This is a genomic window from Streptomyces mobaraensis NBRC 13819 = DSM 40847, from assembly GCF_017916255.1.
GTDB lineage: Bacteria > Actinomycetota > Actinomycetes > Streptomycetales > Streptomycetaceae > Streptomyces > Streptomyces mobaraensis.
Genome location: NZ_CP072827.1, coordinates 1,061,779 through 1,085,608, shown reverse-complemented (window position 1 = coordinate 1,085,608; position 23,830 = coordinate 1,061,779). Strand labels below are relative to the sequence as shown.

Here is a 23,830-nt window from a genome sequence, read left to right as displayed (position 1 = left end):
GACAGCCGACCGGCACGCTGAGGCGCGGACGCGCCCGTCGGGTTTCCCCCGCGCGGGGGAAGCGGATCGGCGCCTGGTCGGACGCGGCCGCCCCGGGGCGGCGGACAGGCTGAGCCCATGGACACCACGAACCGCGAACCAAGCATCCTCGACGTCGCGTCGGCGGCCACGGCCGGGCCGGGCACCGTCGCCGATCCCCGCCGTGAGCGTCTGCGCCGCCGGCTCGGCTTCGCCGCCGTCCTCGCGTGCCTCCCCTACCTCGGCCTCAAACTGCTGTGGGTCTGCGGTGCGAACGTCGGCGTGGTCGACCGGCACCGGGTGAGCCACGGCATGTGGGTGGCCGTCAACCTGGCGACGTTCGCGATGGACGCGACGGCCGCCTTGATCGCACACCAGATGACCCGGCCCGGAGGGCCCCGGGTGCGCGGCCTGTTCATCGTCCTGCCGATGTGGGTGGCCTCCGGGCTGCTGGCCCCCATCATGATCACGGTTCCGGCGCAGACCGCCGTCGCGCTGCTCGGCGGCCACAACCCCCTCGCCAAGCCCGACGGCTTCCTCGAACCGTGGGTCTACGACCTCGTGTACAGCGGCTTCATCGTCGAAGGCGTCGTTCTGCTCGGCGCGTTCGCCATGTACGCGCACGACCGCGTCGGCGGTGTCCTGAACGGGCAGGTCCGGGCGTTCGCCCGGCGCGTCCCGGTCGGCGTCCGCGCCGTTGTCGCGGTCGTGGCCGGGCTCCTGGCCGTGACCGCCGCCCTGCGCCTCGCGTGGGGATGCGGCGCGGACTTCGGCCTGAACGCCCGGCAGATCTCCGACATGGACAAGGCCTCGGTGCGGCCCGTCGAGGCCGTCCAAGGGGTGCTGGCGCTGGTCGGCGCCGGGGGCCTGACCGTGCTGTGGCGGGGCCGCTCCGAGGTCCGGGTGCGGATGCCTCTCGCCGCGGCCTGGGTGGGGAGCGCGGCGGCGTTCGGGTGGGGCGGGTTCATCGGCGGCCTCGGCGCGATGGTCGGCGCCGACCATCGTCCGTCCGCGCTCATGGCCGCCGTGTACGTGGCGGAGACGGTCGCCGGGGTGCTGGCGCTCGGGGCCGGTCTGCGGGCTCTCGGCCACAAGCGGGCCGTGACCGTGACCGGGACCGCGGTTCCTGCCGGTCGGCTGGCCCGTCAGCCGCGAGTGTGAGCGGGCGCCGAGTGGCCGCAGGTTGACCCGGGCGGCCAGGGGGAGTGGTGGGGCACTGAAATGGAGAGTGCTCTCCACATCAATTGGAGAAGATCCTCTAATGCCTTGGAGGGGTACCGATGGCGGTGCTCAACGTTCACGAACGCCGGATCCCGGCACCAGCGGAGCGGGTCGGCGCCCTGCTGGACGGCCTGGCGGGTGATGACGACCCGCTCTGGCCGCTCGCGACCTGGCCGAGGATGGGATTCGATCGCGGCCTGCGGGTCGGTTCGCGCGGCGGCCACGGCCCGATCGGCTACAGCGTCACGGACTATGTGCCCGGCCGATGGGTGAGATTCCGCTTCTCGGCTCCGAGTGGCTTCGACGGGTACCACGAGTTCACCGTCGGCCCGGAGGAAGAGGGCGGCACCGTGCTCCGCCACGTCATCGCCATGCGACTGCACGGATCCGCCCGGCTCTCGTGGCCGCTGGCCTTCCGCTGGTTGCACGACGCCCTGCTGGAGGAATGCCTGGACCGGGCGGTGCTCGCCTTCGAACCGGCACGCCGCGGTCGCCGCACGTGGTCGCCTTACGTCCGCCTGCTGCGTTGTCTGACCTCCCAGACCGCCGCGCGGGGGAAGCGGTCCACGCCGGAAACGTGGTCGTGCCCGACTCCGGCGGCGCGCGAGGCGTCGGCGTCGTCGGCGTCCGGACGGTGACCGGCTCGTGCCCGATCGCCGTCTCGCCGCCCCGCCGGAAAAGGCCGAAATCAAAGGAGCGTAACCATGGCACGTCTCACCACCGCCGCCTTCACCGAGCAACCGTGGCGCATCCACGCGATCACCGGGGACTTCTCGGTCGAGGACGTCTGGAGCTTCCGCACGCCCGGGGCCGGCCCCGACGATTTCCCCGTGATGGTCGAGGCTCTCCGTGCCGCCGGTGGCATCAGGAACCAGCCCGCACTGGCGAGACTGCTGTTCGCGGCGCGATGGAGGCTCGGCGCGCTGCTGGGATGGGACGCCCCGTCCGAGAGTGTGGGCTCACGGGTCGCCTCGCTCCGTGACCGCCTGCCCGCGGACCTCCGCGACGCGCCGCGTGGATGGGACGACGACGCGATGCCCCTCAAGGCCGTCTACGAACTCCGCGACGAGTCCGCCCGGGAGCTGGCGAACAAGACCGTACACACGATCATGCACCTCGGCTGGGTCCCGGGCGGCGCCGGCGACCACGAGCTGCGGATGACCGTCCTGGTCAAGGCCAACGGACGCTTCGGGCGGCTGTACATGGCCCTGATCGCGCCCTTTCGGTACCTCGTCATCTATCCGGCCATGACCCGGCGGTGGGAACAGGCTTGGCGGGACCGCCCGGTGGCGGGCCGCGGGCCGGGGCCGTCGTGACGGACGGCGGCCGAGGCGCTCGTCCGGCGCCGGCGGCGCTCGTTCCGAGCGGTGCCGGCCGGCTCGAACGCCGCCGGCGCCGCCTCGCCGCGCTTTCCGTCGCGCCCTGACGTCGCGGGCGGAGGCGGGCCATCGTGAGACGAGGGCATGGGTCTTGCCGTATGAACGATACCGATATATCGTCGAAGCATCGCGAACGGTCGATGAACTGGAGGAGCGATATGCGGTATCCCCATGGTCATGAGCACCCCGGCTTCGGTCGGCGTGGTGGTGGCGAGCGTGGTGAGCGGGGAGGGCGGCGGGCCTTCGGGCCGTTCGGGCCGCCCTTCGGCGGGCCCCCGTTCGGTGGACGGGGGCGCGGCGGCCCGGGCGGTCGGGCGCGGCGCGGTGATGTGCGGGCGTCGATCCTGGCGCTGCTCAAGGACCGGCCCATGCACGGCTACGAGATGATCCGCGAGATCGCGGAGCGCAGCGGCGGCGCCTGGCGGCCCAGCCCCGGATCGGTGTACCCCACCCTCCAACTGCTGGAGGACGAGGGGCTGATCAGCAGTGCGAGCGAGGGCGGCAAGAAGCTGTTCGCGCTCACCGACGACGGTCGCGCGGAGGCCGACGCGGGTTCCGCGGCCCCCTGGGAGCAGGTCGCCGGGGGCGCCGACCGCGAGACCGCGCAGGAGATCAGGCAGGCCGGATTCGCGCTGATGGAGGCGTTCGGGCAGGTCTGGCGCACCGGCAGCGAGGAGCAGCGGGAACAGGCGCTCGCCGTCGTCAACGAGACGCGCCGCAAGCTCTACCTGATCCTCGCCGAAGGCGACTGACCCGCCGTCGGTCCCCTGGGGGACAGCGCCCGTGCGTCTCCTCCTCAAGGAGGAGCGCGCGGGCGTCCGCCCCCAACCGGAGGGGGACGCGCGAATGCTTCCGCTCGGGGATGCCTCTGGCGCCCGGGCCTGATGGGGTGGGAGGGTGCAAAGCCGTACACCTGACATCGGCGGGGCGGACGAGGTGCCGCTGAGCACGGAGGTGGCGGCGGCGGTCGCCGGCGCCCGGCGGCGCGCCCTGCGCGACGGTGACCGGCAGATCGACACCGCCCACTTGCTGCACTCCCTGCTGGAGGCCGACCCCGAGACCCGGCTCGCGCTGCCCGGCGGCCCGGACCGGCTCGTACGGCTGCTCGGCTACCTCGTGCAGCGCAGCATCGGCTACGGCCTGCGCTGGCGCGGCCGCGTCGAGGACTCGCGGGCGCTGCCGCTGCTGCCGGAGGGCGGCGTCCCCGGCTGGTCGCCCGCCGCCGCCATCGCCATGGGCGAGGCGTACGCGCGGGCCGCCGTGCGCGGACCGGGCCCGGTCGAGGGGCTGGACCTGCTGCACGCGCTCGCCCTCGACCCCCGCTGCCGGGCCGTGGAGGTGCTGGAACGCGCCGGGATCGACGCCGAGGGGCTGTGCGTCCGCCCCGGCGCCGGACGGTGGGTCAGGAGCCACGCCGGTGACGGTCCTGTCGGAGCCTGACATGATGCGTCGATGCGGAAGGAACTGCTGTCCGGCCTGCGGTCCGGCGGAAGGGGGACGGGGCTCGGCCTCGCCCTGGTCTCGGCGCTCGCCTTCGGCGGCTCCGGCGTCGCGGCCAAGCCGCTGATCGAGGCGGGGCTCGACCCGCTCCACGTGGTCTGGCTGCGGTCCGCGGGCGCGGCCCTGGTGCTGCTGCCCCTGGCGTGGCGGCACCGCGCCCTGGTGACGCGCCGTCCCGCGCTGCTCGCGGGCTTCGGCCTGCTGGCCGTCGCGGGTGTCCAGACCTGCTACTTCGCGGCCATCTCGCGGATCCCGGTCGGTGTCGCCCTGCTCGTCGAGTACCTGGCCCCCGCCCTGGTGCTGGGCTGGGTGCGGTTCGTCCGGCGTCGGGCGGTGTCACGGGCCGCGGCGGCTGGCGTGGTGCTGGCGGTCGGCGGGCTGGCCTGTGTGGTCGAGGTCTGGTCCGGGCTGCGCTTCGACGCCCTGGGCCTGCTGCTCGCCCTCGGCGGGGCCGTCTGCCAGGTCGGCTACTTCGTCCTGTCCGACCACGGCGGCGACGACGCCGAGGCCGCCGACCCGGTGGGCGTCATCGCCTACGGCTTCCTCCTCGGCGCCCTCCTCCTCACGGCGGTGGCGCGGCCCTGGACCATGGACGCGCATGTGCTCGCCGGGAGCGCGGGACTGCGCGGCGGGGACGTCCCGGCCGTCGTCCTGCTGGCCTGGCTGGTGCTGGTCGCCACCGTGGCCGCGTACCTCACCGGGGTGGTGTCGGTGCGGCTGCTGTCACCGCAGGTGGCGGGGGTGGTGGCCTGTCTGGAGGCGGTGGTCGCCACCGTGCTCGCCTGGGTGCTGCTGGGCGAGCGCCTGTCGGTTCCGCAGCTCGTGGGCGGCGCGGTCGTGCTGCTCGGGGCGTTCGTCGCCCAGCGCTCGGCGCCGCGGGACGGCGGGGTACGGGGCGGGGGCGAGGGGGCGGACGGTCTCGGGGACGGTCTTCGGGACGGGTCTCGGGACGGTCTTTGCGACGGTCTTCGCGACGTGGGGTCTCGGGGCGGCCTTGGGAGGGCGGAAGGCGGGGCCGACGGGCGGGAGTTGTCCGGCGGCGCGCCGCGGTCCTAAGATGTGATCATGCCTACGAGTGCTGTTCTTCCGCCTCCCGCCGCCTAGCGCGGGCGGCCCTTCCTCCCCCACCTGATCAATCCTGATCCGATCCCTGGGGGTTCCCCGGACCTTTCCGGGTGACCGGCCCGGTGCGCCATGACGCGCGCCCGGGTGCCGGCCGCTGCCCGCGTTCGAAGACCACGCGACCTTCACGTCTTCAGCGGGAGAACAGCCATGTCCGACACGTCCGTGTCGTCGTCCCTTCCTTCTGCCCTTCCCTCCGTGCGCCCCGACGCCCCGCGGATCCCGTCCGCCGCGCGCGGCCTGCTCTACGTCACCTTCACCGCCCTCACCTGGGGGACCACCGGAGCCACCGCCACCCTGGCGATCGACAGCAGCGGCCTCGGTCCCGTCGCGCTCACCTTCTGGCGCAGCGCCGGCGGCTTCGCGCTGCTGCTGGCCGTACGGTTCCTGGTGCCCTCGCGGCGCTCGGCGGGGCGTCCCCGCCCGACCGGGCCGCGGCGCCGCCGGGTGTCGGCCGCGCTGGTCAACGGGGTCGGGCTCACCGTCTTCAACGCGGCCTTCTTCGCGGCGGTGGACGCGACGGGCACGGCGGTCGGCACCGTCGTCACCCTGGGCGCCGCGCCCGTGCTGGCGGCGCTCGGCGGCCGGCTGCTGATGGGCGAACGGCTCGGCGGGGGCGGCCGGTTCGCCGTCGCCGGGGCCCTCGCCGGGCTGGCCGTGCTGGTGCTCGGCGGCGGCTCGGCCACCGTACGGCCCGCCGGGGTGGCGTTGGCGCTGCTGTCGGCGGCCGGGTACGCGCTGTTCGCCGTGCACGCCCGGTACCTCGGCCGGGCGGGCCGGGCGACGGACCCCTTCACCACGACCCTGACCTCGTTCGGCGTCTGCACCGTGCTCCTGCTGCCGTTCGCGGTGGCGGGCGGGGTGCTGCCGAGCGCCCAGGGGCTGGGGCGCACGCTGCTGCTGATGGGGTATCTGGTGACCGTGCCGACGGCGCTGGCGTACGCGCTGTTCTTCACCGGGCTGCAGGCGGTGCGCGCCACCACGGCCACCGTGATCACCCTGCTGGAGCCCGTCACCGCCGCGGTCATCGCCGTGACGGCGCTGGGGGAGCGGCTGACGGCCGCGACCGTTCTGGGCACGGTGGTGCTGATGGCCGCGGTGGCGGGGCTGGCGCTGGTGGAGACGCGCGGGGCCGGACGGGCCGCCCGGCCCGCGGCGGCCGTTCCGGCCGGGGGCCGGGAAGTGGCCGGGGAACCGGAGGCGGCCGGGGCCGGCGGGGCGGTCGGCGGGCCGGTCAGCGGGGCGTGAGGTAGCCGGGGAGCGGGATGCCGGGGGCGAGGTCGTCCGCCGGGACCGGCGTCCCGCGCACGGTGGTCACGGGGACGACGCCCGTCCAGTACGGCAGGGAGAGGTCCTCCGGGTCGTCCCCGGGGCCGCCGGCGCGGACCTTGGCGGAGACCTCCGCGAGGTCCACGCGCAGCACCGCCGTGGCGGCCAGCTCCTTGGGCGAGCCCGGCCGGGAGTCCGCCGCGCGGCCGGGCACCGCCTGGTCCACCAGGGCGTCGAGCGCGGTGGCCAGCTCCTCCGGGTCGGTCACGCGGCGGGCGGTGCCGTGCACCACGACGCTGCGGTAGTTGACGGAGTGGTTGAAGGCGCTGCGGGCCAGCACCAGGCCGTCGACGTGGGTGACGGTGACGCAGACGGGTATGCCCTCGGCGGCTTCCCCCGCGGCGCGCAGCGGGGCGGAGCCCGTGGAGCCGTGCACGTACAGCCGCTCGCCGACGCGCCCGTAGAGCGTCGGCAGGACGACCGGCGCGCCGTCGCGGACGAAACCGAGGTGGCACAGGTAGCCGTCGTCGAGGATGGCGTGGACCAGTTCGCGGTCGTAGGAGGCGCGGTCGCGGTAGCGGGTGGGGGTGGTGCGGGCGGTGCGCTCGTACGCGCCGCCGGGGGCCGGGGCTGGGGCCGAGGTGTGCGCCTCGGCCTGAGGGGCCGGGGAAGCTGTGGAAGCCGGGGAGGCCGGAGAAGCCGGGGAAGACATTGCGGACTCCATTGCACTAGTGCATAATCGGGTTTGTGCTAGGAGAGTATCGGATCACGGGCCGCCGCGCAGCGGAGATCTCGGAGAGCGTGGAGCGCGCCGTGGGCGACGGCCGCCTCCCTCCGGGGGAACTGCTGCCGCCGCTGCGTGAGTTGGCCGTCGAGCTGGGGGTCAACCACAACACGGTGGCGTCGGCCTACCGGATCCTGCGCGACCGTGGGGTGATCGAGACGGCCGGCCGGCGCGGCAGCAGGGTGCGGCCCCGCCCGGCCAGCACGCCCCGCGAGCTCATAGCGGTGGAGGTGCCGGACGGGGTGCGCGACGCGGCGACGGGCAATCCGGACCCCGCGCTGCTGCCGCCGCTCGGTGCCGCGCTCTCCGCGGCGGCCGAGCGGTCGGCCCGGACGCCGGTGCTCTACGGCGAACCCCCGGTCGACACCGGGCTGGAGCGGATGGCCCGCGCCGCCTTCGACGCGGACGGCGTGCCGGACGGGCCGGTCGCGGTGGTCTCCGGCGCTCTCGACGGGCTGGAGCGGGTGCTGACGGCCCATCTGCGCCCTGGCGACGCCGTCGCGGTCGAGGACCCGGGCTGGGGCAGCCTCCTCGACCTTGTCCCCGCTCTCGGCCTGCGGCCCGTCCCCGTCGCGGTGGACGACGACGGTCCGGAGCCGGAGGCGGTCGCCCGCGCCCTGGAGGGCGGCGCCCGGGCCCTGGTCGTCACCGGCCGCGCGCAGAACCCCACCGGAGCTCTCGTCGGCGCGGACCGCGCCCGCGCGCTGCGAGCCGTCCTCGCCGCCCACCCCGGCGTGCTGCTCGTCGAGGACGATCACGGGCACGGCATCGTCGACGCGCCCCCGCGGCCGCTCGGCGGGGTCACCGAGCACTGGGCGTTCGTCCGCTCCGTCGCCAAGGCGTACGGCCCCGACCTCCGGCTCGCCGTCCTCACCGGCGACGCCGTGACCGTGGACCGGCTGCGCGGGCGGCAGCGCCTCGGGCCCGGCTGGGTGAGCCACGTCCTCCAGGATGCCGTGCTCCATCTGTGGCGGACGGGGGCCGTCGACCCGGTCGCGACGGCCGCCGCGTACGGCCGCCGGCGCGACGCGCTCGTCCGCGCCCTGCGGGAGCGGGGCCTGGAGGCGCGCGGGCGCAGCGGAATGAACGTCTGGCTGCCGGTGCCGGACGAGACGGGGGCCGTGGCCCGGTTGCTGAGCGCCGGCTACGCGGTGGCGCCCGGCGCCCGCTTCCGGCTCGCCTCGCCACCCGGGGTGCGGATCACGGTGTCCGCCCTGGGTCCGGAGGACATACAGCCGGTCGCGGACGCGTTGGCGGCCGCTACGGGGCCGGTCGCGGCGGGGCGTTACGGCTGAGAGGGGGCTGCTTGTGTTGAGGATCGCGGGGAGAGCCGCGGCCGGGCCGGACCGGGCGGGAACGCGGTGCCGGGCGAGCGCGCGGGACGCTGAGGGGGCAGACCCGGCCGGTACGGGCAGTCGGAGCGCCTCGACAGCCGCGCCGTACGGCTCCTGCCCACGGCGGCTCGGGTGGTCGTCTGCGTCGGGCGCCCGTGTCGGACGGCTTCGTGCGGTCGGGGTCTTGCGTGGCTGTTGAGGCGCTGCGGGATGTGCAGCTCGTACGTCCCGGTGCCTGGCGGAGCGGGTGGCCGCCTTGGCCGAGCGCCCGTGTCGGACGGCTTCGTGCGGTCGCGGTCCGGCGCGGTTACCGAGGCGCTACGGGTGCGCGTCGTACACCCCGTCGCGCGGGTGGCCGTCTGCGTCGGGCGCCCGTCCTGGCGGCGCTACGTGACGTCGCGCTCCTGTGTGGCTGTCGTGGTGGGGTGGGCGGCTCTGTCCCGCGAGGTGGCCCGGGACTGGGTCAAGGCCGCGCCGGCCAGCACGATCAGGGCGCCGACCGGGGTGTTCCAGGTCAGCTCCTCGCCGAGCAGCGCGGCTCCGGCCGCCGTCGCCACCACGGGGATGAAGTAGGTGCTCAGGGCCGCCGTGGTGGGGCCCACCTCGGCCACCAGCCCGTACTGGACGAGCATGGCGATCCCGGTGCCCAGCGCGCCGAGCGCGGCGATCGCCAGCAGCGACACCGGGTGGAAGGCGGACGGCAGGGGCGCGGCCAGCGGGGCGACGACGGCGAGTTGCGCGGTGCCCACCAGCAGCTGGCCGGTGGACAGGGACAGGTGCGAGTCGCCCGTGCCGGACAGCGTGCGCCGCACGTAGATCCAGCCGATCGCGTAACTGGCCGAGGCCGTCAGCGCCATGACGGTGCCCCACGGGTCCTGCCCGGAGAACCCGTTCCAGGCGCCCAGCACCACGAGCACTCCCGCGAAGCCCAGGAGCAGCCCCGCGAACCGGCGCCGGGTCGGACGGTCCTCCGACAGCGCCACCAGGGAGAACACCATGCCCCACAGGGGCGTGGTGGCGTTGCAGATGCCGGCCAGCGAGGAGGGGATGCGCAGCTCGGAGTAGGCGAACAGGGAGAAGGGCAGCGCGTTGAGGAGGAACGCCGCCACCGTCAGGTGCGCCCAGGTCCGCGCCGCGCGGGGCAGCCGCTCCCGCTTGGCGAGCAGGGCCGCGGCGAGCACCGCCGTACCGAACAGCATGCGGCCCAGGGAGACGAAGAGCGGGGCGTACCCGTCGGTCCCCAGCCGGATGAACAGGAAGCTGAAGCCCCAGACGAGGGCCAGCGCGCCGAACCGGACGCGCCAGTCGACGGCGGAGAGGGCGGAGGGGCGGGAGGAGGCGCGGGAGGAAGCGCGGGATGGGGACGGGTCGGTGTCGCGGGCGGGCGCGGCCGTGGGGGGACGTGGGGTGACGGTGCTCATGCGGCTCAAGATGTCCGACCGGACCTCTTAGAACAAGCAAATTATCGTACACGCATTCGCGTAGCATCGCTGAGATGTTGAACCTGGAGCGTTTGCGCACGCTGGACGCCGTCGCCCGGTACGGATCCGTCAGTGCCGCCGCCGCGGAACTGCGGGTGACCACCTCCGCCGTCTCTCAGCAACTGGCCAAGCTGGAACGCGAGACCGGTGAGCGGCTGCTGGCCCGGCAGGGCCGCGGCATCCGCCTCACCGACGCCGGACGGCTGCTCGCCGACCACGCGGAGCGCATCCTGTCGCAGGTCGCCCTCGCCCGGTCGGACCTGGAGGCGCAGCGGGGCCGGGCCGTCGGCCGGCTGCTGCTCGGCGCCTTCCCCACCGCCGTCCGCGGCGTGCTCCCGGCCGCCCTGACCAGGCTCCGCGCCGACCACCCCCAACTCACCGTGGCCACCGAGGAGATGCGGCCCGAGGAGGCCGTCCGGCGGATCGACCGCGGTGACCTCGACGTGGCGATCGTCCTCGACTGGACCAACCGCCCGATGACCCTGCCCGCCGGACTGTCCAAGGCCGGGATCCTGGACGACCCCGTGGACGTCGCCGTGCCCGCCGGGCACCCGCTCGCCGACCGCCCGGACGTCGTCCTGGAGGACTTCGCCGACGACGAGTGGGTCTCCTGGCCCAGTGGCGAGTTCTGCCACGACTGGCTGCTGGCCACCCTCCGTGCCCAGGGCATCGAACCCCGCGTCTCGCACATGGCCGACGAGCACCACACCCAGCTCGTCCTCGTCGCCGCCGGCCTCGGCGTCGTCGTCTCCCCGCGCCTGGGCCGCGGCCCGCTCCCCGCCGGGGTGCGCGTGGTGCCGGTGCGGCAGGCGATGTGCCGTCACGTGTTCGCCGTCTGGCGCGCCGACGCGGGCGCGCGGCCGTCCGTCCGCGCCACGGTCGACGCGCTGTGCGCGGCCGGGCGCGCACTCGCCGACCCGGAGCCGGCCCACTGAGCGACCGGTCACGGATGCGCCGCGGGGCGCCACGTCCCCGTGGTGGGCTCGTCGGGCTCGGCACACGTCCACGCGTCGCCCGTGGCGGCCTCGACGAACTCCTGGTGCTGCGGGCAGAACCAGCGCAGGACCCTCCAGCGCGCGGCGTTGAACTCCGCGTGGCCGCTCCACCCGGCCACGGCCTGGCACAGGTGGATCCACCCGAAGTGGATCTCCTGCCGCAGCGCGTTCTCCGGTACGGGGTACTCGTGCCGGTGCTCGACGTCCCGCCACGCGTTGACGTAGTCACGGAGCTGCAGGCCGTCCATGGCCACCAGCCGGGAGAACCCGACGGCGGCCGCGTGCTCGTCGCTGCCCTCCGGGTGCCGGCCGGCCATCTCCTCCAGGCGCCGGTCGAGGAACTCCGTCAGCGCGATGACGTCCGCCTCGGTCAGGTCGTCCGTGTACAGGAGAGCCTCGTTGGGCACGGTGTCGTCGGCGTCCTGAGCCATGGTTGTCCCCTCCGTCACGGGCGTCGGCGATGACGCCCCGCCATGCGGTCGCCACCGGGGCACCCGCCGCCTGCCCAGCGCATCCTGCCACTGTCGGCCGGGCCGCGGGCCCGATCCCGGACGGAGGACCTGAACCGGGCACCTCTGCCGGATCTCCGCGCGCACCGCCCTCACCGCCGACGGACTCCGGGCCGCCCCGGCCGGCAGCGGACCGCGGCCGGGCTGCGGGTGGGCGCGCTGCCGCGTACGGCCGCCGATCACGCCCGGTTACTATGCTCACTTCACGCCGGAGGCCGGAAGCAAGGGGCGGCCGGTCCCCGTGAGTACCCGTAGGGAGCGGACCGTGGAGTGCAAGGCAGACCGGCCGCGGGGCCGGCGATCATGCTGACGGAAGTCGTCGCCACCCGCTACGTCACACCCCTGCGGGAAGGCGGATCACTGCCCGGGATCGTCGAGGCCGACGACCTCGGGACGTACGTCGTCAAGTTCACCGGGGCGGGCCAGGGGCGCAAGACCCTCGTGGCCGAGGTGGTCTGCGGGCGGCTCGCCCGGGCGCTCGGGCTGCGGGTGCCGGAGTTGGCGGGGGTCCACATCGACCCGGTGATCGGGCGCGGCGAGCCCGATCAGGAGGTGCAGGCGCTGCTGCGGTCCAGCGGCGGCCTCAACCTGGGGATGGACTACCTTCCCGGTGCGCTCGGGTTCGACCCGCTCGCCTTCGAGACGGACGCCGCCGAGGCCGGGCGCGTGGTGTGGTTCGACGCGCTGGTGGGCAACGTCGACCGGTCCTGGCGCAACCCCAACCTGCTGGTGTGGCACGGTGCCCTGTGGCTGATCGACCACGGCGCCACCATGATCTGGCACCACAACTGGCCGTCCGCCGGCGCCGCCGCGGACAAGGGGTACGACGCCTCGGACCACGTGCTGGCCACCTTCGCCCCCGACCTCGCCGCCGCGACCGCCGAGCTCGCCCCGCGCGTCACCGAGGAGCTGCTGACCGAGGTCGTCGCCGACGTCCCCGACGTCTGGCTGGCGGACGAGCCGGGCTTCGACGGGCCGGACGCGGTGCGCCGGGCCTACGTCGAGGTGCTGCTCGCCCGGGCGGCCGGCGTCGGCGACCGGATCACGCTCGGCGAACGCAGCGCCGACAAGCCCTCGCAGGCGCCCGAGTGGGTGCGGGTCAGGCTGGACAACAGGAAGGCCGGGAAGTGACGGACCGTATGCGGGACGCCAAGGAGCGGGACGTCTTCGAGTACGCGCTGCTGCGGGTCGTGCCGCGGGTCGAGCGCGGGGAGCAGATCAACGCCGGCGTCGTCGTCTACTGCCAGGCGCGGTCGTTCGTCGAGGCCCGGGTGCACCTCGACGAGGCCCGGCTGCTGGCGCTCGACCCCGCGGCGGACGTCGCCGGGGTGCGGGCCGCGCTCCGCGCCGTCGAGGGCGTCTGCGCCGGCGGCGAGCGGGCCGGGCAGGCCGCCTGCGACGACGCCGGACGCCGCTTCCGCTGGCTGATCGCGCCGCGCAGCACGGTCGTCCAGCCGGGGCCGGTGCACACCGGGCTGACGCTCGACCCGCGCGGGGAGCCGGAGCGGCTGCTCGACCTGCTGGTCCGCTGAGCCGGGGCGCCCGCCGGGGGCGTTGACAGCGGGTGGCGGGGCTTCTAGCGTCTGATCGGCCGAAGCTACTGAGCGGTTGCTCACCCACCGTCCGAGGGGCCGCCCGGCCCGCTCGCACCGGCCGGGGACGCCGCCCGAGGTGAGGAGAGTCCCCATGTTGACCAGCGAACGGCGGGTGGCCGTCGTCACGGGCGCCGCCCGCGGCATCGGCGCCGCGACCGCCCTGCGCCTCGCCGTCGAAGGCCGCGCGGTCGCCGTCCTCGACCTCGACGAGGCGGCCTGCGCGGACACCGTCGAACAGATCGCCCGGGCCGGTGGCGAGGCCCTCGCCGTCGGCTGCGACGTCTCCGACGCGGACCAGGTCGCGGCCGCCGTCACCCGCGTGGCCGCCGACCTCGGCGCGCCGACCGTGCTCGTCAACAACGCCGGGGTGCTCCGCGACAACCTGCTGTTCAAGATGAGCGAGGACGACTGGGACACCGTCATGAACGTGCACCTGCGGGGCGCGTTCCTGATGGCCCGCGCCTGCCAGAAGCACATGGTCGACGCCGGCTGGGGCCGGATCGTCAACCTCTCCAGCAGCTCCGCCCTCGGCAACCGGGGCCAGGCCAACTACTCGGCGGCCAAGGCCGGTCTGCAGGGCTTCACCAAGACCCTCGCCAAGGAGCTCGGCAAGTTCGGGGTCACCGTCAACGCCGTCGCCCCCGGCTTCATCGCCACCGACATGACGGCCGGCACCGCCGCCCGGATCGGCGTCGGCTTCGAGGACCTCCAGGCCGCGGCGGCCGGCGAGATCCCCGTGGGACGGGTGGGGCAGCCGGACGACGTCGCCCACGCCATCGCCTTCTTCACCGGCGAGAACGCCGGCTTCGTCTCCGGCCAGGTGCTGTACGTGGCCGGCGGGCCGCTCGACTGAACTCGACCGGAAGGGGTCGCGCAGCCATGACCACCGAAGACGCCCGGGCCACCGGGAAGGTGACCCTGGTCACCGGGGCGAGCCGCGGCATCGGGTACGCCATCGCCGCGGCCCTGGTCGCCCGGGGCGACCGCGTCGTCATCACCGGCCGCGACGCCACCGCCCTCGCGGAGGCCGTCGAACGGCTGGGCGCCGACCGGGCGCTCGGCGTGCCCGGCAAGGCGCACGACGAGGCCCACCAGGCCGCCGCCGTCGAACGGGCCATGGAGACCTTCGGCCGCGTCGACCACCTCGTCAACAACGCCGGAACCAACCCGGTGTTCGGCCCGATCACCGAGACCGACCTCGGCGTCGCCCGCAAGGTCTACGAGACCAACGTCGTCTCCGCCCTCGGCTTCGCCCAGCAGACGTGGCGGGCGTGGCAGAAGGAGAACGGCGGGGCGATCGTCAACATCGGCTCCATCGCCGGGCTCTCCGCGTCGCCCTTCGTCGGCGCCTACGGCATGAGCAAGGCCGCCCTGGCCAACCTCACCCTCCAGCTGGCCCACGAGATGGCCCCCGGCGTCCGCGTCAACACCGTCGCGCCCGCCGTGGTGAAGACGAAGTTCGCCGCCGCGCTCTACGAGGGCCGGGAGGAGGAGGCCACCGCCGGCTACCCGCTCGGCCGGCTCGGCGCCCCCGAGGACGTGGCGGGCGCGGTGGCGTTCCTGCTGTCCGACGCGGCGGCCTGGATCACCGGGCAGACGCTCGTCCTCGACGGCGGCCGGTTCCTCAACGCCGCGGTCTGAGCGGGCGGGGCGGGGGCCGGAGGCGGTCCCCGCCCCCGCGCGGCGGGCGTTGTCAGTGGTCACCGGTAAGTTCTTGGACGAGATCGAGAACCGACCCCGGAGGTTGCTGAAGTGACGGTCACCGACGTACTGCCCGAGTCCTGGCGCGCAGTCCTCGGCGAGGAGCTGGAGAAGCCCTACTTCAAGGAGCTGACCGACTTCGTCGAGGAAGAGCGGGCGAAGGCGCCGGTGTACCCGCCGCGCGGCGAGGTCTTCGCCGCCCTGGACGCCACGCCCTACGACCGGGTCAAGGTCCTCATCCTGGGCCAGGACCCCTACCACGGCGCCGGCCAGGGCCACGGCCTGTGCTTCTCCGTCCGCCCCGGCGTCAAGACGCCGCCCTCCCTGCGCAACATCTACAAGGAGATGCGCGAGGAGCTGGGCTACGACGTGCCCGACAACGGCTACCTCATGCCCTGGGCCCGGCAGGGCGTCCTGCTGCTCAACGCGGTGCTGACGGTCCGCGGCGGTGAGCCCAACTCCCACAAGGGCAAGGGCTGGGAGAAGTTCACCGACGCCGTGATCCGCGCCGTCGTCTCGCGGCCCGATCCGGCGGTCTTCGTGCTGTGGGGCAACTACGCGCAGAAGAAGCTCCCGTTGATCGACGAGTCGCGGCACGCCGTCGTCAAGGGCGCCCACCCCTCGCCCCTGTCGGCCAAGCGGTTCTTCGGCAGCCGGCCCTTCACCCAGATCAACGAGGCCGTCGCGGCCCAGGGGCACGAGCCGATCGACTGGCGGATCCCGGACCTGGAGATCTGAGCGGGGCCGCCCCCGGCCCGGTCCGCGCCGGTCAGCGGGCGGAGTGCTCGAACCGGTACGGCACGGCCCTGACGCCGTGCTCCGCCGTGTACGAACCGCTGCCCGTCAGGCCGGCCAGCTCGCCGCTCCCCGAGCCGGGCACCACCTCGAACGAGCAGCGCACCGTACCCCGTTCGTCGAAGGTGCCCTCCTCGCGCACCACGAAGCCGCCCTTCCGCCCCGCGACCGCGCCCTCGAAGAGCTGGTGGCCGGAGAAGGTGCCCGTCCCGTCCGGGGCGTAGGCGAGGGTGTATGCGCAGTGGGTGCCCGTCGCCTCGATGACGCCGGTGTACGTGTTGCGGACGGTCGCCCGGGCGAGGCGGGTGCCGCCCTCCGTCCGGCCGAGCTCGTGCTCGTCCCAGTCGAGGAAGGTGAACGTGGAGTCGGTGTGCGCGGTCATGCGGTGGTTCCTCCGGGATCGGGTGGCCGCCCGTGCGGTCCGGGCGGCTCCCGTACAGGCTCCCGCCCTTACCTGACACCTCTTGTCAGGTAGGGGAACCGGCGGTGGGACGATGCGGGAATGCGCGCCGACCGTCTCCTCTCGCTGCTCCTGCTGCTCCAGAACCGGGGGCGGATGACCGCGCCCGAACTGGCGGCGGAGCTGGAGGTCTCGGTCCGTACCGTCTACCGGGACGTCGAGGCGCTCGGTGCCTCCGGGGTGCCCGTCGTCGCCGACAGGGGGCCGACGGGCGGCTTCCGGCTGGTCGGCGGGTACCGCACCCGCCTCACCGGCCTCACCGAGGACGAGGCCGGCTCCCTCGCCCTCGCCACCGTGCCCGGCGCCGCGGCCGAACTCGGCCTGGGCGCCGACCTCGCCGCGGCCCGGCTCAAGCTGGAGGCCGCCCTCCCCGCCGGCACGGGGGAGCGGGCGCGGCGCGTCGCCGAGCGCTTCCACCTGGACGCGCCGGGCTGGTTCCGCGACGCCGAGCCCGTGCCGCACCTCGCGGTCGTCGCCGACGCGGTGTGGCGGCAGCGTGCCCTGCGGGTGCACTACCGGCGCTGGAAGGGCGAAGTGCGCCGGGAGCTGCATCCGTTGGGGCTCGTCCTCAAGGGCGGCGTCTGGTACCTGGTCGCGGAGGCGGAGGCGGACATCCGCACCTACCGGGTCTCCCGCTTCCTCGCCGTCGAACCGCTGCCCGGCCGCTTCGAGCGCCCGGCCGACTTCGACCTGGCGGCCGTCTGGACGGAGACCTCCAGCCGCCTGGAGGGGATGCGCTACCAGGGTGAGGCCCGGCTGCGGGTGTCACCGGGCGTCCTCCGGCTGCTGCCGGCGAAGTTCGGCGCCGCCGGGGCCCGGGCCGTGGCGGAAGCAGGGTCCGCGGACGCGGACGGGTGGGCGGAGGTCATGCTCCCGGTCGAATCCCTGCCGGTCGCGGTCTGCGACCTGCTCGGCCTCGGCGCGGAGGCCGAGGTGCTGGCACCGCCCGAACTGCGCGCGGCGGTCGCCGCGGCGGCGACGGCCCTCGCCGCGCGGTACGCCGCCGGGGGCTGAGGCGGAATGGGGCTCGGGGCCGTCGAAACGACCGCCGGCCGGCGGGCCGCGCGGCTGTGGCCGCGTCCGCGCGACCGTCGAGCGTCGTCGGGCGGATCCGCCGCGTCGCGCCGCCGTCGGGGCCGGGGGACCGGACATGCGCGGCCGGTCGGCGGGCCGAGAGGCGGCCGACCGCACGGTCGACGCGACGGGCCGAGGAAGGCCGGGCCGGGCGGCCGCCGAGCCGTGAGGCTCGACGGGTACCGTGACCCGAGCCGCGTGACCGTCCGCGGCCGGGCGATCGTCCCCGACCGGCCGCGAGAGCCCGTCAACCCCCGTACACCTGACGGCAGATGCGCGACGCGTCACTCCCCGGTTGCCACCGGCCGTACTGCTCGCCCATCGCGCACATCCCCGACCTGGCCCGGGGCGGTGTCGGTGCCGGATGCCGCTGCTCGGGCGCCGGTTCCGGGCGGGGTTGGGGACGGGCCGGGGGCGGGTCCGACCGGGGCGGGGGCGGTGGGGCGTGGTGTTCGGACGGCGGTGGGGCTGCGGGTGCTGGGGCGGCGGGAGGCGGGGGTGCCTCGGAGTGGCGCTCACCGTCCGCCCGGTCGCTCGCGCTCGGCGAGGAGCGCCGGCGCTCGGGGGCGGGAGCCGGGGCGGCGGCGGATCCGCGCGTGGCGGGCGGGGGAGCGACGGGCCCGCGGGAGTCCGGCCCGTCGCGGTACGGGGCCGACGGCCCGTCGCGCCGCGCCGCGCCCGCCCCGGCCGGCGGGGTGGCGGACGGCGCGAACGGCGGACCGAGCACGTCGAAGCCCGGCAGCCCCGCTCCCGGAACCCCCGCCCCCGGGAGGCCGGGGACCCCCGGCGGCGTCGGCAGTCCGGGAAGGGGCGGCAGCCCCGACAGCCCCGGCGCGCTCGGCAGCCCGGTGCCGCCGGGACGCGCGGGCCCCGGCCCCGTCCGGGCCAGCGACTCCCGGTCGCGCCCCTGCCGCAGGTCCCAGCCGGCCCGTGAGGAGGGGTCGGACCGGGACGGGGGGTGGCCGGACAGGGAGACGCAGCCGGAGGTGGCCGACAGCGCCACCACCACCAGTACGGCGGTCATGGGGATCCTGGACATCCGCCCAACCATGCCCGAATGACGTGCTGTTGGGGATTCCCCTCAGGAGTGACGCGGAGCGTCACCGGGCACGCGCGCCCCCGACGGACGTCACGAGCCGGTCGCTCCGTCGACGCGCTCCCGGATGAGGTCGGCGTGGCCGTTGTGCCGCGCGTACTCCTCGATCATGTGCAGGTGGATCCACCGCAGGCCGACCGGCTCGCCCGTCTTGTGGTGCCGGCCCACGCTCGTCTCCTCCAACGACCGGCCGCGCACCGCCGCGCGGGCCGCCGCCACCTCCTCCCGCCAGGCGGTGAGCGCCTCCTCCCAGGTGGCCTCCGCCGGGAACTCGAAGTCGCCGTCCTCGTTCTCGTCGCTGTAGAACAGCGGCGGGGCCTCCTCGCCCGCGAACACCCGGCGGTACCAGTGGCGTTCGACGTCGGCCAGGTGCCGGACGAGCCCCAGCAGCGTCAGGGTGGACGGCGGTACGGAGGCGGTGCGCAGCCCCGCGTCGTCCAGGCCCGCGCACTTGTGCTCCAGGGTCGCCCGCTGGAAGTCGAGGAACGCCTCCAGGGAGGCGCGCTCGTCGGCGATGTGGGGCGGCTTCCGCCGCTGGGGTTCGGTCATGGCGGTCATCCTGCCCGGGACCGTGCCGCCCGGCACGCGGTTTTCGCGGAGGTCACGGGTCCGCCGGCCGTCGGGGCCGCCCGGCCCCCTTCGGATCCGGGACTCCCCCGTATGCTGCACGGACCCACGCATCGAGGAGGATCTGTGAAGGTCGGCTGTGTCGGACTCGGGGACATCGCGCGGAAGGCATATCTGCCGGTGCTGAGCGCCCTGCCCGGTCTGGAGTTGCACCTCCAGACCAGGACCCCCGCCACCCTGGCCCGGGTGGGCGACGCCCACCGGATACCGGAGGCGCACCGCCACGCCGACCTGGACGCCCTGCTCGCCGCCCGCCCGGACGCCGTGCTCGTGCACGCGCCCACCGCCGTCCACCCGGAGATCGTCGGCCGGCTCCTGGAGGCGCGCGTGCCGGTCTTCGTGGACAAACCGCTCGCCCGCGAACTCGCCGACTGCGAGCGGCTGGTCGGCCTGGCCCGGGACCGCGGCGTGCCGCTCACCGTCGGTTTCAACCGCCGGTACGCGCCCGACTACGCGGCCTGCCTCGACCACCCCCGCGACCTGATCGAGCTGCGGAAGAACCGGGTGGACCTGGCCGAGGACACCCGGTCGACGGTCTACGACGACTTCATCCACGTCGTCGACACCCTCCGCTTCCTGGCGCCCGGTCCGGTGACGGACGTGGACGTGCGGGCCAGGGTCGTCGACGGCCTGCTGGAGCACCTCGTCCTCACGCTCGCGGGCGACGGGTTCACCGCCCTCGGCGTCATGAACCGCCGGAACGGCTCCGTCGAGGAGGTCCTGGAGGTGTCCGGGCGGGACCGGAAGCGGGAGGTCCGTGACCTCGCCGAGGTCGTGGACCACCAAGGGGCGCGGACCGTCCGCCGACGCGGCGACTGGACGCCGGTCGCCCGGCAGCGCGGCGTCGAGCAGTGCGTCACGGCGTTCCTCGACGCGGTCCGCGAGGGCCGGACCCCGGACGCCGAGGACGCCCTGCGCACCCACGAGCTGTGCGAGCGGATCGTCAACGCCGTGGAGAAGCGGAGCGCCTGACGCGGGCCCGCGCGCCGGCCACGCCGCCGTACAGCGCCAGCGCGGCCAGCGCCGCGTACACCGCCCAGTCCCCGGTGCGTACGTAGGGGCTGGTGCCGCTCGCCAGCGGTACGTCGTACACGGCGGCCGCCGACGCGTCGGTGCCCAGCCGGCGGCCGACCGGGCGGCCGTGCGCGTCGGCCACCGCGCTCACCCCGGTCAGCGTGGCGTGGACCATCGGCCGCCAGGTCTCGGCGGCCCGCAGCGCGGCCAGTGACGCGTGCTGGGCCGGTGCCCAGCCGTGCTGGAACGACGAGGTCGAGGACTGGGCGACGAGCACCCGGGCGCCGTCGGCGGCCAGGTGCCGGCTCATGTCGGGGAACGCCGTCTCGAAGCACACCAGCGGGCCGATCCGCAGGCCCGCGCCGCGTCCGGACGGCAGCGTCATGACGACCTGCCGATCCCCGCGCCGGCGGTCCTCGGTCGCCGCCTTGCCCACCGAGGTGGCCCAGCCCAGCAGCGAGCGGGCGGGCACGTACTCGCCGAAGGGCACCAGCCGCATCTTGTCGTAGCGGTCGCCGGTGGGGCCGTCCGGGCCGACCAGTACCGAGCTCTTGAAGATGCCGGGCCGGTCCGAGCGGCGCGCGTCCACGTTGACGAGCAGGTCGGCGCCGACCGTAAGGGACAGCGCGGCGAGCCGGGCGCGCAGCGCGGGGTCGGCGCCGAGGTCGGTGCCGACGCTGCTCTCGCCCCAGACCACCAGATCGACGCCGCGGCCGGCCAGCGTCCGGGTGAGCGTCTCCTCCCGCTCCAGGCGCCGGACCGGACCGTCGATCACGCCGGGCTGGACGACCGCGATCCGGGCGGTGCCGGCGGCCCGGGGCTGCGGTGCCCACCACCACACCCCGGCGGTGACCGCGGCGCAGCCGGTCAGCCCGGCCAGGCCGGCGAGCCGGGCGCGCGGCAGCGCGAGCAGCGCGGCGAGCGCGGTGTTGACGGCCACCAGCAGCAGCCCCACGAGCCAGACGCCGCCGACGGACGCCAGCCGCAGCGCCGGCGGGACCTGCCACTGGCTCGCGCCCAGCAGCCCCCAGGGGCCGCCCAGGTACTCCCAGGAGCGGACGAGTTCCGCCAGAAGCCAGCCCGCGGGCACCAGCACCAGGGCCGCGGCCACCCGGCCGGGCCCCGGACGGCCGCCCAGCAGCCGGTGCACCAGCAGCCCCCAGGGCACCCACAGCAGCCCCAGCAGCGCCGCCAGTACCAGGATGAAGACATGGAGACTGGGCAACAGCCAGTGATGGACGGCCAGCAGGAAGCCGGCGCCGCCCAGCCACGCCTCCCGCGCGGCCCGGCGCGGCGAACCGGCCGACCGGACCAGCAGCAGCCAGGGCACGAGGGCCGCGTAGGCCAGCCACCACAGGGAGGGCGCCGGAAAGGCGAGGGCAGGGAAGGCGCCCGCGACGACCGCGCAGGGCGCGCGCCACCGCCCCCCGGCGGGGGTCGGCCCGGACGCCCGGGCCGGGAACCTCCCGGACGTCCGCTCCGGGAACCTCACCCTCATCACGTTCTCCCTCGTCGGGGCCGGTTTTCCGGCCGGGGGTCCAGTGTGCGCGGTGCGCGGCGGGACCGGCCGTGGGGCGGCTGCGACGCACCGCGTCGCCCCGGAAACAGGGGGACGCCGTGAAAGGGCGCACCTTCACAAGTGGGAGCGCCCCCTACGTTCGTCCGCACACCATACGCACGAACGGGATCCGGCCAACTGCCGGGCGTCCGGATATCGGTCCTTGGCGAGGCCAAAACCCCGACAACAGCGTGCAAGTTTCAGCCTTTCTCATCGCAACCCGGCAGAGAAACGGCGCTATATGCTCCAAAGTGAAACGAAACGATCCTGGCCTGCGGCGTCAGAAAGGCGTACGCCGGTACGTATCACGGGTTATCGCCGCGGCACCCTGGGCAGGTACCGGGCAAAACTGGACAGGAATGCTGGTCGCTTGTTGCTGGGGGGCGGCGTGACTCGCGCATGTGATCGAACGGCAATCCAGTCGCCGCCGGGCACGGGAACCACCCGTGTCCTGACCCCCTTCCATCCGTCCACCGATCGTTGACGTCCCGGAGGGATCCCATGGACAACCTTGTCGCCGAGGTGACCGCAGCTTCGGATGCGGCGTGTGATGAGGCCCAGGTGCCGTCGTACTACTCCAAGAAGACCGCCGAGATCCTCCACAAGTACGGCCCCGGCCCCCGGATCCACTTTCACGTGGGCATGTTCGAGCCCGGCGTCCACCCCAACACCACCGTCTCCCAGCGCGTCCTGCGCAACCGGCTGCGCGCCTCGCAGGAAATGGTGCTCGACCACGCCGCCCGCCTCTGGGGCGTGCCGGACAACCCGCCGCACCAGCTGTTCGACATCGGCTGCGGCATCGGCGGCGGCTCCATCTACTGGGCGCAGGAGTACGGCAGTTCCGTCACCGCCCTCACCGTCACCGCCAAGCACGTCCCGGTGATGGCCGACCTGGTCCGGGAGGCCGGCGTCGAGGACCTGGTCACGCCCGTCCTCGGCGACATCCACGACCTCTGCGAGGAAGCCGGCTACGACGCGGCCGTCGCCATCGAGAGCTCCGGCTACATGGACCGCGAACGCCTCTTCCGGGTCGTCGCCAAGTCCCTCCGACCCGGCGGCTGGTTCGGCATCCAGGAGCACTTCCTCTGCCGGCCCGAGTGGACCACCTTCATCGACGGCTACTACAAGACCCGCCTCGGCACCCTCGCCGAGTACATCTCCGCCGCCCGCGCGGCCGGCTTCGAACTCGAGCAGGACGAGGACATCACCGACCGCGTCGCCGAGTTCTGGGTCCAGTCCATGGCCTGGACCACCGCCGAACTCGACCGGGTGCAGCGGACCGTGGACGAACCGTCCCCCATCACCGTGGAGCGGCTGCACGAATCCGCCCTCACTCACGGCAAGCTCTTCCGCGCCTGGCGCGATCACGCCGTCGAAACCCGCCTGCTGCTCTTCCGGATGGAGGGCAACTGAGCATGGTCGTCCCCTACGGACTCCCGCCGCGCGCCAGCGCCATCGGCTGGCGGCTGCCCCCCTTCTACTGCCCGATCCCGGACGCCGTCCACCCCCGGCGCGACGAACTCGAACGGCGCGCCGTCGCCTGGCTGGACGCCACCGGCATCTTCCGCGACGCCACCGACCGGGCCTGGAGCATCGCCACCCACAGCACCGACTTCAGCTGCCGGATGATCCCGCACGGCCGCGACGAACCCCTGCTCCTCTTCATCGAGTGGAACCACTGGGCGTTCGCCCTCGACGACATCTGGCACGACACCGGCGCCGCCGACGTCAACACCGCGCACATCGTCGACCTCAACGCCCGGATCTCCCGCTGTCTGGAGGCGCCCGGCTCCGCCATGCTCGGCGACTCCCCGTTCGACCGGGCCCTGGAGGACCTCGCCGCCCGGACCCGGGCCGTGGCCACCCCGGTCCAGCTCCGCCGGGTCGCCGAAGGCATGCGCGACTGGCTGTTCGGCGCCTCCTGGCAGGTCAGCAACATCGAACGCGGAGTGATGCCCACGCTCTCCGACTACGTGGCGCTGCGCCCGTCGATCAACGGCACCCGCTTCTCCCTCGCCTGGAGCGAGATCGCCAACGGCTTCGAGGTACCGGCCCCCGAGCTGGCCTCCGCCCCCGTCCAGGCGCTCACCGAGGCGGCCGGGTTCATCGTCAGCTGCGACAACGACCTGTTCTCCTACGCCAAGGAGGACGACCACGAGACCACCGACCAGAACATCGTCAACGTCCTCGTCCACCACAACGGCACCTCCGCCGACCGGGCGCTCCGGGAAGCCCTCGCCATAAGGGACCGGGCCATGACCCTGTTCCTCGCGCTGCGCGACCGGATCGCCCGTGACG

24 protein-coding genes and 1 pseudogene are annotated in these 23,830 nt (G+C 74.7%); 18 read left to right on the top strand and 7 right to left on the bottom strand.

Annotated elements, in window-relative coordinates; translation table 11 throughout:
* Positions 1 to 117 precede the first annotated feature (117 nt).
* The 7 genes from J7W19_RS04105 to J7W19_RS04075 all read left to right on the top strand — a co-directional run bounded on the left by J7W19_RS04105 (position 118) and on the right by J7W19_RS04075 (position 6,488).
* Positions 118 to 1,179, top strand: a complete 1,062-nt coding sequence (locus tag J7W19_RS04105) for a hypothetical protein (RefSeq protein WP_004947214.1) — start codon at positions 118 to 120, stop codon at positions 1,177 to 1,179.
* Between the two features lie 119 nt (positions 1,180 to 1,298).
* Positions 1,299 to 1,877 (top strand): hypothetical protein, encoded by a 579-nt coding sequence (locus J7W19_RS04100; protein ID WP_004947219.1) that lies wholly within the window; start codon positions 1,299 to 1,301, stop codon positions 1,875 to 1,877.
* Positions 1,878 to 1,943: 66 nt separating this feature from the next.
* A complete protein-coding gene (locus J7W19_RS04095) occupies positions 1,944 to 2,555 on the top strand; it encodes a DUF2867 domain-containing protein (protein ID WP_004947222.1) in 612 nt (203 codons plus the stop codon).
* 221 nt (positions 2,556 to 2,776) lie between these two features.
* A complete protein-coding gene (locus J7W19_RS04090) occupies positions 2,777 to 3,370 on the top strand; it encodes a PadR family transcriptional regulator (RefSeq protein WP_078588082.1) in 594 nt (197 codons plus the stop codon).
* 145 nt (positions 3,371 to 3,515) lie between these two features.
* Positions 3,516 to 4,058: a Clp protease N-terminal domain-containing protein gene (locus J7W19_RS04085; protein WP_051072641.1), complete on the top strand. Its 543-nt coding sequence runs from the start codon at positions 3,516 to 3,518 to the stop codon at positions 4,056 to 4,058.
* A 12-nt stretch (positions 4,059 to 4,070) separates the two neighbouring features.
* Positions 4,071 to 5,174, top strand: coding sequence for an EamA family transporter (locus J7W19_RS04080; protein ID WP_004947229.1), 1,104 nt, complete (start codon positions 4,071 to 4,073; stop codon positions 5,172 to 5,174).
* 216 nt (positions 5,175 to 5,390) lie between these two features.
* Positions 5,391 to 6,488, top strand: coding sequence for a DMT family transporter (locus J7W19_RS04075; protein ID WP_004947232.1), 1,098 nt, complete (start codon positions 5,391 to 5,393; stop codon positions 6,486 to 6,488).
* Here the strand turns inward: J7W19_RS04075 and J7W19_RS04070 are convergent.
* On the bottom strand, positions 6,475 to 7,221 hold the full coding sequence (locus J7W19_RS04070; RefSeq protein ID WP_004947237.1) for a pyridoxamine 5'-phosphate oxidase family protein: 747 nt from the start codon (positions 7,219 to 7,221) through the stop codon (positions 6,475 to 6,477). The two genes, J7W19_RS04075 and J7W19_RS04070, sit on opposite strands and share 14 nt — an antisense overlap.
* A gap of 35 nt (positions 7,222 to 7,256) precedes the next feature.
* On the opposite strand from J7W19_RS04070, the gene J7W19_RS04065 reads away from it, so the two are divergent.
* Positions 7,257 to 8,588 carry an aminotransferase class I/II-fold pyridoxal phosphate-dependent enzyme gene (locus J7W19_RS04065; protein WP_078588083.1) on the top strand — a complete coding sequence of 444 codons (1,332 nt, stop codon included), beginning with the start codon at positions 7,257 to 7,259 and terminating at the stop codon, positions 8,586 to 8,588.
* Between the two features lie 425 nt (positions 8,589 to 9,013).
* Here the strand turns inward: J7W19_RS04065 and J7W19_RS04060 are convergent, their stop codons facing one another.
* The gene (locus tag J7W19_RS04060) at positions 9,014 to 10,048 is read right to left on the bottom strand and encodes a DMT family transporter (RefSeq protein WP_004947241.1); all 1,035 of its coding nucleotides are present in this window, start codon (positions 10,046 to 10,048) and stop codon (positions 9,014 to 9,016) included.
* 74 nt (positions 10,049 to 10,122) lie between these two features.
* Here J7W19_RS04060 and J7W19_RS04055 point away from each other — a divergent pair, with 74 nt between their 5' ends.
* The gene (locus tag J7W19_RS04055; RefSeq protein ID WP_004947244.1) at positions 10,123 to 11,043 is read left to right on the top strand and encodes a LysR family transcriptional regulator; all 921 of its coding nucleotides are present in this window, start codon (positions 10,123 to 10,125) and stop codon (positions 11,041 to 11,043) included.
* A gap of 8 nt (positions 11,044 to 11,051) precedes the next feature.
* On the opposite strand, the gene J7W19_RS04050 is transcribed toward J7W19_RS04055, so the two are convergent.
* Positions 11,052 to 11,534, bottom strand: a complete 483-nt coding sequence (locus tag J7W19_RS04050; protein ID WP_004947248.1) for a hypothetical protein — start codon at positions 11,532 to 11,534, stop codon at positions 11,052 to 11,054.
* Positions 11,535 to 11,915: 381 nt separating this feature from the next.
* On the opposite strand from J7W19_RS04050, the gene J7W19_RS04045 reads away from it, so the two are divergent.
* The 5 genes from J7W19_RS04045 (at position 11,916) to J7W19_RS04025 (ending at position 15,646) form a co-directional block, all read left to right on the top strand.
* Positions 11,916 to 12,743, top strand: a complete 828-nt coding sequence (locus J7W19_RS04045; RefSeq protein WP_040890446.1) for a HipA family kinase — start codon at positions 11,916 to 11,918, stop codon at positions 12,741 to 12,743.
* 8 nt (positions 12,744 to 12,751) lie between these two features.
* Positions 12,752 to 13,144, top strand: a complete 393-nt coding sequence (locus J7W19_RS04040) for a DUF3037 domain-containing protein (protein WP_040890476.1) — start codon at positions 12,752 to 12,754, stop codon at positions 13,142 to 13,144.
* Between the two features lie 154 nt (positions 13,145 to 13,298).
* Positions 13,299 to 14,060: a 3-oxoacyl-ACP reductase FabG gene (gene fabG, locus J7W19_RS04035; RefSeq protein WP_004947257.1), complete on the top strand. Its 762-nt coding sequence runs from the start codon at positions 13,299 to 13,301 to the stop codon at positions 14,058 to 14,060.
* A gap of 26 nt (positions 14,061 to 14,086) precedes the next feature.
* On the top strand, positions 14,087 to 14,848 hold the full coding sequence (locus J7W19_RS04030) for an SDR family oxidoreductase (protein ID WP_004947261.1): 762 nt from the start codon (positions 14,087 to 14,089) through the stop codon (positions 14,846 to 14,848).
* A gap of 111 nt (positions 14,849 to 14,959) precedes the next feature.
* A complete protein-coding gene (locus J7W19_RS04025; protein WP_004947262.1) occupies positions 14,960 to 15,646 on the top strand; it encodes a uracil-DNA glycosylase in 687 nt (228 codons plus the stop codon).
* A 31-nt stretch (positions 15,647 to 15,677) separates the two neighbouring features.
* Here the strand turns inward: J7W19_RS04025 and J7W19_RS04020 are convergent, their stop codons facing one another.
* Entirely contained in the window at positions 15,678 to 16,085 is a 408-nt protein-coding gene (locus J7W19_RS04020) for a DUF3224 domain-containing protein (RefSeq protein ID WP_004947265.1), read from the bottom strand.
* A 120-nt stretch (positions 16,086 to 16,205) separates the two neighbouring features.
* Here J7W19_RS04020 and J7W19_RS04015 point away from each other — a divergent pair, with 120 nt between their 5' ends.
* The gene (locus J7W19_RS04015) at positions 16,206 to 17,177 is read left to right on the top strand and encodes a helix-turn-helix transcriptional regulator (RefSeq protein WP_004947268.1); all 972 of its coding nucleotides are present in this window, start codon (positions 16,206 to 16,208) and stop codon (positions 17,175 to 17,177) included.
* A 307-nt stretch (positions 17,178 to 17,484) separates the two neighbouring features.
* Here the strand turns inward: J7W19_RS04015 and J7W19_RS04010 are convergent, their stop codons facing one another.
* Both J7W19_RS04010 and J7W19_RS04005 read right to left on the bottom strand, forming a co-directional pair.
* Positions 17,485 to 18,276 (bottom strand): hypothetical protein, encoded by a 792-nt coding sequence (locus tag J7W19_RS04010; protein ID WP_158688791.1) that lies wholly within the window; start codon positions 18,274 to 18,276, stop codon positions 17,485 to 17,487.
* 90 nt (positions 18,277 to 18,366) lie between these two features.
* Positions 18,367 to 18,882, bottom strand: a complete 516-nt coding sequence (locus J7W19_RS04005; protein ID WP_004947274.1) for a DinB family protein — start codon at positions 18,880 to 18,882, stop codon at positions 18,367 to 18,369.
* Between the two features lie 144 nt (positions 18,883 to 19,026).
* Between J7W19_RS04005 and J7W19_RS04000 the strand changes: the two genes are divergently transcribed.
* On the top strand, positions 19,027 to 19,932 hold the full coding sequence (locus J7W19_RS04000) for a Gfo/Idh/MocA family protein (RefSeq protein ID WP_004947277.1): 906 nt from the start codon (positions 19,027 to 19,029) through the stop codon (positions 19,930 to 19,932).
* Here the strand turns inward: J7W19_RS04000 and lnt are convergent.
* On the bottom strand, positions 19,904 to 21,472 hold the full coding sequence (gene lnt, locus J7W19_RS03995) for an apolipoprotein N-acyltransferase (RefSeq protein ID WP_210455273.1): 1,569 nt from the start codon (positions 21,470 to 21,472) through the stop codon (positions 19,904 to 19,906). The two genes, J7W19_RS04000 and lnt, sit on opposite strands and share 29 nt — an antisense overlap.
* Before the next feature lie 561 nt (positions 21,473 to 22,033).
* Between lnt and J7W19_RS03990 the strand changes: the two genes are divergently transcribed.
* Both J7W19_RS03990 and J7W19_RS32700 read left to right on the top strand, forming a co-directional pair.
* A complete protein-coding gene (locus tag J7W19_RS03990; RefSeq protein WP_051072761.1) occupies positions 22,034 to 22,945 on the top strand; it encodes a class I SAM-dependent methyltransferase in 912 nt (303 codons plus the stop codon).
* Positions 22,946 to 22,947: 2 nt separating this feature from the next.
* Positions 22,948 to 23,778: pseudogene (locus J7W19_RS32700) on the top strand (terpene synthase family protein); the annotation flags it as partial.
* Positions 23,779 to 23,830 lie beyond the last annotated feature (52 nt).